The 12,134-nt window shown below is 66.6% G+C and carries 9 protein-coding genes; 8 read left to right on the forward strand and 1 reads right to left on the reverse strand.

The window, feature by feature from the left end; all coding sequences use genetic code 11:
- From KDB67_RS07865 to KDB67_RS07890, 6 genes are all read left to right on the forward strand, one after another.
- A partial coding sequence (locus KDB67_RS07865) for an indolepyruvate ferredoxin oxidoreductase family protein (protein WP_291014494.1) occupies positions 1–3,372 on the forward strand: 3,372 nt, incomplete at its 5' end.
- Entirely contained in the window at positions 3,372–4,169 is a 798-nt protein-coding gene (locus KDB67_RS07870) for a TIM barrel protein (RefSeq protein ID WP_291014496.1), read from the forward strand. The genes KDB67_RS07865 and KDB67_RS07870, both read left to right, overlap by 1 nt.
- Before the next feature lie 67 nt (positions 4,170–4,236).
- Positions 4,237–5,016 carry an SDR family NAD(P)-dependent oxidoreductase gene (locus KDB67_RS07875; protein ID WP_291014498.1) on the forward strand — a complete coding sequence of 260 codons (780 nt, stop codon included), beginning with the start codon at positions 4,237–4,239 and terminating at the stop codon, positions 5,014–5,016.
- A gap of 94 nt (positions 5,017–5,110) precedes the next feature.
- The gene (locus KDB67_RS07880; RefSeq protein WP_291014500.1) at positions 5,111–5,953 is read left to right on the forward strand and encodes an SDR family NAD(P)-dependent oxidoreductase; all 843 of its coding nucleotides are present in this window, start codon (positions 5,111–5,113) and stop codon (positions 5,951–5,953) included.
- Positions 5,954–6,008: 55 nt separating this feature from the next.
- Entirely contained in the window at positions 6,009–7,436 is a 1,428-nt protein-coding gene (locus tag KDB67_RS07885) for a PLP-dependent aminotransferase family protein (protein ID WP_291014502.1), read from the forward strand.
- Between the two features lie 54 nt (positions 7,437–7,490).
- Entirely contained in the window at positions 7,491–8,438 is a 948-nt protein-coding gene (locus tag KDB67_RS07890; RefSeq protein WP_291014510.1) for a DMT family transporter, read from the forward strand.
- 6 nt (positions 8,439–8,444) lie between these two features.
- Here the strand turns inward: KDB67_RS07890 and KDB67_RS07895 are convergent, their stop codons facing one another.
- A complete protein-coding gene (locus tag KDB67_RS07895; protein WP_291014513.1) occupies positions 8,445–8,987 on the reverse strand; it encodes a hypothetical protein in 543 nt (180 codons plus the stop codon).
- Between the two features lie 278 nt (positions 8,988–9,265).
- Between KDB67_RS07895 and KDB67_RS07900 the strand changes: the two genes are divergently transcribed.
- Both KDB67_RS07900 and KDB67_RS07905 read left to right on the forward strand, forming a co-directional pair.
- Positions 9,266–10,984: an alpha/beta-hydrolase family protein gene (locus KDB67_RS07900; RefSeq protein WP_291014505.1), complete on the forward strand. Its 1,719-nt coding sequence runs from the start codon at positions 9,266–9,268 to the stop codon at positions 10,982–10,984.
- Between the two features lie 108 nt (positions 10,985–11,092).
- The gene (locus KDB67_RS07905) at positions 11,093–11,950 is read left to right on the forward strand and encodes a DUF817 domain-containing protein (protein ID WP_291014508.1); all 858 of its coding nucleotides are present in this window, start codon (positions 11,093–11,095) and stop codon (positions 11,948–11,950) included.
- Positions 11,951–12,134 lie beyond the last annotated feature (184 nt).

Below are 12,134 nucleotides of genomic sequence, written 5' to 3' on the forward strand. Positions count from 1 at the left end.
ATCGCGCGTTTGCTCGTCGAACAGCATGAGCGCGACCGCCGAGATGGCCGGCGGGTCGCGGCGTTCGTGTCCGGGTATCAGGGCAGCCCCCTGGCCGGACTGGACCGGCTGCTGGCCGGCCTGCCCGAGTTGACCTCCGGGCACGACGTGCGGCTGGTACCCGGCATGAACGAGGAACTGGCCGCAACGTCGGTGTGGGGCAGCCAGATCGGTCTCCCCGGCGAAACCCGTTCTCACGACGGCGTGTTGGGCGTCTGGTACGGCAAAGGCCCCGGCCTCGACAGGGCCGCCGATGCGATCCGGCACGCGAACATGTACGGCGCCGACCCCTCCGGCGGCGTTCTTGCCCTCGTCGGCGACGACCCTGCCGCCAAATCGTCGAGCCTGCCGTGCGCCAGCGAACGCTCACTGGCCGCGTTGTCAATGCCGGTGTTCTTCCCGCGCAACGCGACCGAGGTGGTCACGTTCGGTCTGCACGCCGTCGCCCTGTCGCGGGCATCGGGATGCTGGTCGTCTATGAAGGTCACCGCCGATGTCGCCGACGGCCTCTGGACGCTCTCGGACGACTTCGCCGGCCTGGAGATCAGGGTTCCACAGATCGAATGGGAAGGGCGTCCGTGGACGTATCGGCAGCGGCTGCTGCTGGCACCTCCCGATAGCCTGCTCGCCGAGGCCGACCTGTACGGACCGCGCTGGGCGATGGTGACCGCGTTCGCAGACGCCAACGAGGTCGACCGCATCGAGGTGCCGACCCGCGAGGCGTGGCTCGGGATCGTCGCCGTGGGTGCCGCCTACGACACGGTGTGCGATGCGCTCGGGCAACTCGGCGTGGGACCGGACCGTCTCGCCGCCGCCGGAATCCGGATCTTGCGCATCGGCATGCCGTATCCGCTGGGAGTGCGAAGAATCCGGGAGCTCGCGGACGGCGTCGAACAGGTGCTGGTGGTCGAGGACAAGACCGAGTTCGTCGAGACGCAGGTTCGTGACATCCTCTACCGGTCACCCCATCGCCCACAGATCCTCGGCAAACGCGACGGGTGTGATCAGCCGTTGATCCCCGCCGGCGGCCAATTGACGTCCGAACGGCTGCTCGCACCCCTGCGTCGGGTACTCGCTGATCGGATCGATCGCGCGCCCGTCGCACCGAAGCAACTGCCGATCACCGCGCTCAGCGCGAGCCGCACCGCATACTTCTGTTCCGGCTGCCCGCACAACCGGTCGACGGCGGTGCCCGACGGTTCGCTCGCCGCCGGTGGCATCGGCTGCCACACCCTGGTGACCATGTCGGGCCGGTCCGACTCGCAGGTCACCGGGCTGACGCAGATGGGCGGCGAGGGCGCCCAGTGGATCGGGCAGTCCGCCTTCACGGATGTGCCGCACATCTTCCAGAACGTCGGCGACGGGACGTTCTTCCATTCCGGGCAACTTGCAGTGCAGGCGTGTGTGGCGGCCGGGGTCAACATCACCTACAAGATCCTCTACAACGAGGTCGTGGCGATGACGGGAGCGCAGGACGCCGAGGCGGCACTGCCCATCGAGAAGCTGACCCACAAACTGACGGCCGAAGGCGTCCGCAAGATCATCATCTGCGCCGACGACCCCGAACGGCATCGACGCTCGGCGATGGCGCCCGGCGTGGAACTCTGGCACCGCGATCGTCTCGACGAGGCGCAGCGCGTGCTGCGCACCATCGACGGCGTCACCGTCCTGATCTACGACCAGCATTGCGCCGCCGACGCACGCAGGCAACGCAAGCGAGGCACGCTGCCCGCGCGCCGCACGCGGGTGCTGATCAACGAGGCGGTGTGCGAAGGCTGCGGGGACTGCGGCATCAAGAGCAACTGCCTGTCGGTGCAGCCGGTGGACACCGAGTTCGGTCGCAAGACCCGCATCGACCAATCGTCCTGCAACACCGACTATTCCTGTCTCGACGGGGACTGCCCGTCGTTCGTGACGGTGGAGATTCCCGACGGCGCGGCGCGGCACCGGCCACCTGTTCTGGCGCCACCGCGGGTCGACGACCCTGTCCTGCCGGTGGTGTCCATGACGCACAACATCTTTCTCGCCGGTATCGGCGGCACCGGCATCGTCACGGTCAACCAGATACTCGGGATGGCGGCCCTGCGCGCGGGTTTCCACGTCGACGGGCTCGACCAGACCGGGCTGAGCCAGAAGGCGGGACCGGTGACCTCGCATCTGCGGGTCAGCAACTCCGCGCGGGTGCCCGTCTCCAATCACGTCGCTCCCGGCACCGCCGACTGTGTTCTGGCGTTCGACCTGCTCACCGCCGCGGACGGCAAGAATACGACGATCGGCGGGGCGGACCGGACGATCACGGTGGCCTCCACGAGCAAGACCCCTACCGGTGACATGGTCTACGACGCGACCGTTGCCTATCCCGGCACCGAATCGTTGCTGGCGCGCCTGACACCGCACACACGATCGCTGGTGCATTTCGACGCGTTGGCCGCAGCCGGACGACTCTTCGGCGACACCGCCTGCGCGAATCTGCTGTTGGTCGGCGCCGCCTACCAAAGCGGCGCACTCCCCTTCGGCGCCAGGCATATTCGTGACGCGATCGACCTCAACGGTGTGGCGGTGGAGGCGAACAAGACGGCATTCGAATGGGGCCGAGTCGCGGTGGCCGATCCCACGGCTTTCGCCGCACACACCGGTGACGCCCGGCCACCGCAGCGCAGTGACACGGTAGTACCACACCATCTGTTCGCCGGCAGCACGATGACAGGATTGACCCGCGAACTCACCGAACGCCGGGCCGCCGGGCTGGTCGCCTTCCAGGGCGAGCGGCTGGCCTCTGCCTATGTGTCTGCCATCCAGCGGGTGTGGGACGCCGAGCCCATGGTCGGGCGCCACACGCTGAGCGAGACGGTGGCGCGCAACCTGCACAAGCTCATGGCGTACAAGGACGAGTACGAGGTGGCCCGGATGCTCACCGACCCCGCCTTCGTGGCATCGGTCGAACGGGAGGTGCCCGGCGCGCACAATCTCACCTACCGTCTGCACCCGCCTGCACTGCGTGCGCTGGGCCGTAGCACCAAGGTCGGCTTCTCGCCCCGCTCACATGGCCTCTTGCGGCTGCTTGCCCGCGGCCGGAAGCTGCGCGGCACCCCGCTGGACCCGTTCGGCCACACCCGGATGCGCCGTCTCGAACGGCGCCTGGCCGACCACTACCTCGGCACCGTCACCGGGCTCGCCGACACGCTCACCAGCCAGAACTACGATCACGCGGTCACGATCGCGGCAACGCCCGAGCTGATCAAGGGATACGAAGATATCAAGCTTCGTTCGGTGGGTGCGTATATGTCGGCGCTCACCGAGTTGGGCGTGGATACCGCTGGTCTGGAAGCATGATGACCGGCGGTCACCCGCTCTCCCTGGCTGCGGCGACAATCCTGGATGCCGATCATTTCACCGCGGTCGAGGTAGCCGGTACTGCGGGCTTCGATGCGCTCGGATTGCGTTGGGACCTCGATGCCGACCGCGGCATCGCACCACCGCGGCTACGGCGGGCAATCGACGACACGGGGCTGCGGCTACTCGATCTCGAGGTGATCCGGTTGTCTCCGGACATTCCCCTCGACAACCACCGGCGCCTGATCGATATCGCCGAGCAGTTACGTCCGGAGTGGCTACTGACGGTCAGTCATCATCGCGACCCGGGACGTACCTGCGACGAACTGTTGCTGCTCGCGGACCTGATCGAGCCGTTCGGGTGCTCGATCTCGCTGGAGTTCATGGCGTTCACCGAGATCAGGACGCTCGCTGACGCGCTGGGTATCGCCGCGTCGGTCCGGGCGGACGGCGCGCACAACATCGCCGTTCTGGTCGACGCCCTGCATCTGGACCGGTCGGGCGGTTCACCCACGGACCTGCGCACGACGGCCGCCACCGAATTGTCGTACCTGCAGATCTGCGACGCTGACTCGAACCTCGTACCGCCACATGATGATCCGGAGGCACTGGCATTCGAGGCCCGCCATGGCCGCCGATTTCCCGGCGACGGGACCCTGCCGTTGGCGGAGCTGATCGCACAGGTCCCGGCGATGATGCCCATCAGCGTGGAAGTCCAGTCCCGTGAGTGGACGTCGGCACCCGAACTGACGCGCGCACGGCGTGCGATGTCGTCGGCCCGCAGAGTTCTCGCGTAGCCGGTCACACTGTTCCCTGACGACGTTAGTATTACACCGACTAAGAATCTAGGGAAGGTTGCGCGACATGGCATGGGCAGTGGTGACAGGGGCGGGTTCAGGACTCGGTGCGGCGATCGCGCGACACGCGGCGAAGGCAGGCTACCGGGTGGCCGTCTGGGATCTCGACGGCGATGCGGCCGAGGCCGTCGCGTCCGGGATCGGCGAGGGCGCCGTGGCACACCAGGTCGACGTCACCTCGGGCGAGTCGCTGGACGCGGCCTTCGCGGCCCTACCCGAGGCGCCGTCACTGCTGGTGAACAATGCGGGCATCGTCCGCTTCGGTCCACTATTGGAACTGCCAGAGGCCCACTGGCGGTCGGTAGTGGACGTCAACCTCACCGGCACCTTCCTCACCTCGCGGGTGGCGGCGGCTCTCATGATCGCCGCCGGCGGCGGTGTGATCGTGAATATCTCGTCAGTGAACGGGATTTCGGCGGCCCCCAATGCCGGCGCGTACACCAGCACAAAGGGTGCGATCAATACGCTGACCGAGCAGATGGCGCTTGAGTGGGGGCCTCGCGGGGTGCGGGTCAACGCCGTCGCTCCCGGCCTGATCGACGCGGGCATGTCCGAGGCCATCTACGCCGATCCGCAAGTCCGCGAGTTACGCCGGAGCAGGGTCCCGCTGGGCACACTCGGCTCGGCCGAGGACGTCACCGGGGCAGTGCTGTTCCTGGCGTCGGAGGCCGCGAGGTACATCAACGGCCAGGTACTCGTCGTCGACGGCGGCCTGACCAAGTCGGCGATGCTCGGGTTGGCCCGCCCCCAGTCGGTGGATTCGGTGGGGCCGGACGGAAATTCCTGATTCCCACCAATCCTCACCATTTAGGCGCTAGTCTCATAACTACTATCGGCGCCGATGGGGACGCCGGAGTCTTTCCGACAAAGGAGTCCGTCACATGTCCGCACAGTTGCGGGGCCTCGAAGGCCTCAACGTGTTCATCACCGGCGCCGCCAAGGGGCAGGGATTCAACCACGCCAAGGCCTTCGCCGACGCCGGCGCCAACGTGGCGCTGCTCGACATCACCGAGCCCATCGAGAACGTCTACGAACTCGCCGACCAGGAGATGCTCGACACCGCCGTGAAAGAAGTCGAAAGCCGCGGCGTCAAAGCACTGGCCCTGCCGTGCGATCTACGTGATGAGGCCCAGGTCAAGGCGTCGGTCGACAAAGCCCTGGAATTCTTTGACGGCCGCATCGACGTCATCGTGAACAACGCCGGGGTGGCCGCGCTCGACACCATCCAGGACATGCGCAGCGATGTCCTGGACGCCGTCATCGACACCGTTCTCAAGGGCCACATGTACGTGGTGAAGTACCTGGTGCCGAACATGATCGAGCGTCGATCGGGAAAGATCATCAACATCACCTCCGGTGTCACCGGCGCCGGGACGTCGAATCTGTCGCACTATGTCGCCGCCAAGTACGCGCTCAACGGGCTGATCGCCGCGTGGGCGTTCGAGCTCGGCGAATTCGACATCAACGTGAACGGCATCGCGCCGGCCACCATCAGGCCCGGCCTCGGACAGGGCTCGGGCATGGTCGTGGGCCTGGCGAAGCAACTCGGCATGGACATGGACGAGGCGTACGAGAAGTTCTCCTCGGAGACCAATATGCCGGGCACCAAGTGGCGCGCCGAAATGCAGGACATCACCGATGCGGTCCTGTTCCTGGCATCGGACAACGCCAATATGATCACCGGCGTCCTACTGCCGGTGGACTGCGGGCAGGCCGCCCGCTGACCGACTCGGGCGCGGAGTCCGGCAGCCCTGATCAGTAGCGGTATTGTCACTGGACGTGGCAATCAGTAGCGCTGACCGGATCGTGGCCGAACTCCGCACCTGGATCAGCGGCGCGTCGCCGGGCACGCAACTGCCGTCGAGCCGGACGCTCGCGGCCCGGTACGGTGCGAGCCCGGTGACGGTCCAGAAGGCGCTGCACACCTTGGCCGGAATGGGGCTGGTAGAGGCACGGCCCGGCGCGGGCACGTTCGTCCGGCGGCAGTCAGCACGCCTGCGGCAACCCGACTATGGCTGGCAGACAACCACTCTGGGTGCACCAGCCGACCGCATACCGACGATCTCGACACCGTTGCGCGACATACCCGCCGACGCCATCGGCCTGCATTCGGGGTATCCCGCCCGCGAACTCCTCCCCGAACGTGCGGTGCGATCAGCATTGGTCAGGGCCTCCCGGGGGGAGTCGGCGTTGCGGCGGGCGCCGACCGCCGGAATCGCGGACCTGCGATCCTGGTTCGCGGCCGAGCTCGCGGATACCGCACTATCCGGGGTGACTCCCGCAACGGAACGCGATGTAGTCATCGTGCCGGGGAGCCAGAGCGGACTGTGTGCGATCCTGCGGGCACTCGTGGGCGCCGGACGGCCCGTCGTGATGGAGTCCCCGACGTACTGGGGAGCGATGACCGCCGCCGCACAGGCGGGCGCGACGGTCGTCCCGATCGCATCCGGTCCCGGCGGACCCGATCCCGACGATCTGGCGCGAGCCCTCGACCTGTCCGGGGCGACGGTCTTCTACGCCCAGCCCAATTTCGCCAATCCGACCGGCGCTCAATGGTCTGCGGAGATTCGGCAGGGTGTCCTCGATGTGATCGGCGCCCGGGGAGCGTTCCTCATCGAGGACGACTGGGCCCACGACTTCGGGATCGACGCGCCGTCGGTTCCGCTCGCATCGGGCGACGATTCGGGTCATGTCGTCTATCTTCGGTCGCTGACCAAAAGTGTGTCGCCCGCGCTGCGGGTGGCGGCGATCATCGCCCGCGGTCCGGTGCGTGAGCGCATCGCCACTTATCACAGTGCGGACGCGATGTATGTGAGTCCCGTTCTCCAGGAGGCCGCGCTCGAGGTCGTGTTGTCGCCGGCCTGGCGCACGCATCGCCGCTTCCTGTCCGACGCCTTGCGCGCCCGCCGCGATCTGCTCCTGGACAGTTTGACCGAGCAGGCCCCGGAACTGACCGTCGAGCGCCCACCGCGAGGCGGGCTCAACGTGTGGGCGCGGCTCCCCCATGCCCTCGACGCCGGCGAACTCGTCCGTGACTGCGAACGGGCCGGGGTTATCATCGCCGCCGGCGACGAGTGGTTTCCTTCCGAGCCGCCGGGCCCGTTCGTCCGCCTCAATTTCGCCGCTCCCGATCCCGCACGCCTGTCCGCCGCGACTCAGGTCATCGGGGATGCGGTGGATACTCTGTTGCGACAACGATCTCGGTAACTGCTATCGTAAGTAGTGAACCTAGACAGTAGCGCTACTACCAATTCGCCGACGGTGTTACCGTCGGCTCCCGCACTCCGATCATGCGGGGGCGGACTCCGGTGGGGTTTCGTCGGGGTCGCCGGCTTCTCCCTCACCGTGCCGCTGACCCGCATCGCCGTCCAGGATCACGCGATGTCGCCGGTGTTCGTCGGCGCCGGACGTGCGGTGCTCGCCGCGGTGCTGGCGGCTCTCGTGCTCACGGCAACACGCACCCCCGTCCCTTCGCCGGCGCAGTGGCGCCGCATCGCCGTGGTCGCGGCCGGCGTGGTGCTCGGTTTCCCGATGATGACGACGTACGCGCTGTCGACGGCGTCGGCGAGCCACGGCGCGGTGATGATCGCACTGCTGCCCGCGGCCACTGCACTGGTCGCGGTCGCGCGCGCCCGTGAACATCCGCCGCGACGTTTCTGGGTCACCGCAGCGCTGGGCGCGCTGGCGACGGTGAGCTTCGGGCTGATCCACGGCGGTTCCGGAACCATCCGGGCATCGGACCTTCTCCTTCTCGGCGCCGTCGCCGCCGCCGCGGTCGGGTACGCCGAGGGTGGTCTACTCGCCAAGGAGATCGGTGCATGGCAGACGATTTCGTGGGCGCTCGTTTTCGCCTCGCCCATCATGACCGCTCTGACTGTGTGGTCCGTCGCCGGTCAGCCACCCTCGGCGTCTGCGACGCAATGGGCGTCGTTCCTGTATCTGGGCGCGGTCAGTATGTTTCTGGCCTTCTTCGCCTGGTACCACGGACTGGCGATCGGGCCGATCACGCGCGTCAGCCAGATCCAACTCACCCAACCGGTTCTGAGTATCGCGTGGGCCGCGCTGCTGCTTCACGAAACACTCACTTGGACAACTATTCTCGGCGGAGCCGTGGTCGTCGGTTGCGCACTGGCGGCGGTACGCTCCCGCTCATCGCACCCATCATCACCGTCGTCGTTCGCCGCTTTTCCACGGACGCCGCGCCGATGACGCCTGTCAGGTCGGCATCACCTTGTCGAGTTCGCCTGCGACATCGATGACACACGCCCGACGGATCTCCGGCGTCCTGACCTGCTGTGCGACGTGCTTGGCGATGACCCGTTTGATCTCGTCGTCGACCTGGGCCACGAACCGGACCATCTCGGCCCTCGCCCCGTGTGAGGCCACGCCGACCTGCACGTCACGCGGCCGGGGCGTGTCGACGTCGATATGGATGGACAGCGGTTCGACCGCCCGCACCGTGAGGTCGAGCGGAACCACGCCCGTCACGTCGTAACGGAGCCTGTCGACCCGCAGGTCGACCACCAGGTTGATAGACAGCGGCAGTCGGACCTTGAAGGTGATCAACTCGTTGACGTAGCGGGTGATCACCGGTCGGCCCATCGACACATTGGCCTGCACCTTGACCATGCCACCCGGGCCGGTGGCCAGCGGACCGATCTCGAAGTCTTCTCCTGCCAGCGGTGTGAACGCCGCGCCGATACGGTTCTCGGTCACCGCGATCTCGAAAAAGCGTCGCCCGAACTTCTCGTAGGACAACTGCTCCGGCGTCTGCTCACCACTAGGCTTCTGCCCACCGCGGGGCGTCTGCTCACCACGGGGCTTCTGCCCACCACTGGGCGTCTGCTCACCATCGGGCTTCTGTTCATCGTTAGGCATCGCGACGTACGTTACCGGAGTCCTTCCGGCAAACACGTGACAACTGCGCATCGTCGCGCCTCCGGACGACCATTCCGGTGTACGGTCTGGTCAGCTATCCTCGACAAGCCACAGCGAGGCCTGCGGCTCCAGACCATGCCCGCTGATGGGGGGATCACTTGTCCGCTACCGATACCCAGGACGTCACCGACAACGGTCCCGGCACTCCACCGACGCCCGACTCCACGCCGTCCTCGTCGCGGTTGCGCGGACTCCTGGCCCGGCTCGAGTTCACCGGCGTCATCCTCGCGGTGATCTTCGCCTGGCTGTCGGCCACGCCGTCACTGCTCCCGCGCGGCCCCCTCTTCCAGGGCGTTGTGACCGGAGGATCCGCGGCGATCGGTTACCTCCTCGGAGTGTTCGCGGCGTGGATCGTGCGCTACCTGCTCTCCCGCGAGACCAGGTGGCCATCGCCCGGTCCCCGGGTCTGGGCCGTCACCGGCGTCGTCGCGATTGTCGGCACCGTGATCATGGTCATCTTCTGGTACTCGGACTGGCAGCACGACATCCGGGAGCTGATGGGGGTGGAGCAACTCAGCTGGTGGGCATATCCGACGATCATCGTCGTCGCGGTCGTGGTCTTCGTGATCCTGATGGCGCTCGGGCGCGGCTGGGCGGCATTGATCCGCTGGATCGGCGCGGGCAGTCGGCGCATCATGCCGCCCCGGGTCGCGCGGGTCGTCGCCGCGAGCATCGTCGTCCTGGTCACCGTCTTCCTGGTCAACGGTGTGATCGTCGACTACTCCATGCGGGCGCTCAACTCCGCGTTCGCCGCGGCCAACGGCGAGACCCACGCGGACACGAATCCGACCACATCACAGCTGCGCTCAGGAGGTCCCGGATCGCTGGTCAGCTGGGATTCGCTGGGCCGGCAGGGCCGCACCTTCATCGGTACCGGCCCCACCACCGAACAACTGGCCGCCTTCAACAAGGCACCGGCCGTCGAACCCATCAGGGTGTTCACGGGCCTCGACTCCGCCGACGACGTGTACGACCGTGCCGAACTGGCAGCCCGTGAACTCGAACGTACCGGCGGCCTCAAGCGCAAGGTGGTGGCCATCGGGTCGACCACCGGCAGCGGCTGGATCAACCGGTCGGCCGTCGACTCCATCGAGTACATGTTCAACGGCGACACCGCCACCGTGAGCATGCAGTATTCGTTCCTGCCGAGCTGGTTGTCGTTCCTGGCCGACCAGGACAGGGCACGCAAAGCGGGTCTGGCCCTGTTCGAGGCTGTCGACGAGCGCATCCGTGCGATGCCGCTCAATGAACGGCCCAAGGTCGTGGTGTTCGGTGAAAGCCTCGGATCGTTCGCAGGCGAATCGGCGTTCGGCACCATCCCGTCAATCACGGCACGTACCAACGGCGCACTGTTCGTCGGCCCCACATTCAGCAACACCGTGTGGAACGACGCCACCGCGAACCGCGACGACGGAAGCCCGCAGTGGCTGCCGATCTTCAATAACGGCGCCAAAGTCCGGTTCGTCGCCGACCCCTCCGATCTGAAGCGTCCCGACGCACCGTGGGACAAGGACCGGGTGGTCTACCTACAGCACGCTTCTGACCCGATCACCTGGTGGTCACCGCGGCTCTTGCTCAACAAGCCGGACTGGCTCACGGAAAAGCGCGGCCGCGACGTCCTGCCGTCCACCCGCTGGATCCCGTTCGTCACGTTCCTTCAGGTGTCGGCAGACATGGCCGTGTCCACCAACGTCCCCGACGGACACGGCCACACCTTCCTCGCCGCCGTCCCCTACGCATGGGCCCAGATCCTGCAACCGCCCGGCTGGACCGACGAGAAGACAGCCGCACTCGTCCCGCTTCTCACCCGCAGCTGACGCCCCTAGGGCGCACCGATCGCCGCATGCCGGATCAGTCGGTCCACCGGATACCGGCTCTGGTACTTTGACGTCCTCCACTGACTGTATGTAGTGCACAATCGACCCGTGACCGGCCGAGACCCAGACGTTACGACCGGCAGTGTCGAGTCCGCACCTGCGGCGCAACGCGGACGTCCCCGCGTCGTCGCTCACCACGTGGCGCAGTTGTGTCGTTTCGTGTGGATCGAGTTGCAGTGCTGTGCATTCGCGATCGTGGTCCTCGCAGGAATCGCCGCGTCGACACTGCTGCGCGGATACTGGGACGCACCGATCCTGCGTTACGACGCGCTGCTGGTCTTTCTCGTCGCGGTGCAGGTGATGTTCGTGGCCTCCCGCCTGGAGACACCACGCGAACTGCTGGTGGTCTGCATCTTCCATATCCTCGGACTGGTACTGGAGATCTTCAAAGTCGCCGCCGGGTCGTGGGAGTACCCCGAATCCGGTATCGCCACAGTCGCCGGGGTTCCGCTGTACGCCGGGTTCATGTATGCCGCGGTCGGCTCCTACATCTGCCAGGCGTTTCGCCGGTTCGACCTCGGCCTCGGCAACTACCGCATCGCGGTCGTCGGCACCCTGGCCATGCTGGCTTACGTGAACTTCTTCACCCACCACCTGATCGGCGACTTCCGGTTCCCCCTGCTGGTGGCGTTCCTGCTCGCCACGATCCGAATGCGTGTGTGGTTCACAGTCGGCGACGACCGGTACTGGATGCCGCTGCCGCTGTCGTTCGTCCTGATCGGGCTGTTCTTATGGATCGCCGAGAACATCGCCACCTACTTCGGTGCATGGCAGTACCCCGGCCAGGAAGCCGGCTGGCAGCTCGTCCACATCGGCAAGTTCAGTTCGTGGACCCTGCTGGTGACCCTCAGTTTCGTCCTGGTCACCGCGCTGATTCCCCGGCGACCCGACGACCAGCACCGATGATCGCCGACACCCTTGTCACGCAGGCTTACGCATCGCCACGAATCCACGTTCCCGCAGCAGGACCTTGACGCCGTCGTCCTCATCGAAGACATAGGCCCGGGCAAGAAGGTCATTGAAGTTGTCGGCCACTGCGAGGTCGTGTTCGTCGAACGGAACGACCAGGAGCAGCTCGTGACCGATCAAC

This window comes from Gordonia sp. (in: high G+C Gram-positive bacteria) (genome assembly GCF_020438995.1).
Taxonomy (GTDB): Bacteria; Actinomycetota; Actinomycetes; order Mycobacteriales; family Mycobacteriaceae; genus Gordonia.

What these genes read in the sequence shown, in the direction of transcription:
- KDB67_RS07870 (WP_291014496.1), top strand. Translation starts at nt 3,372, where the DNA reads ATGACCGGCGGTCACCCGCTCTCCCTGGCTGCGGCGACAATCCTGGAT.
- KDB67_RS07875 (WP_291014498.1), top strand. Translation starts at nt 4,237, where the DNA reads ATGGCATGGGCAGTGGTGACAGGGGCGGGTTCAGGACTCGGTGCGGCG.
- KDB67_RS07880 (WP_291014500.1), top strand. Translation starts at nt 5,111, where the DNA reads ATGTCCGCACAGTTGCGGGGCCTCGAAGGCCTCAACGTGTTCATCACC.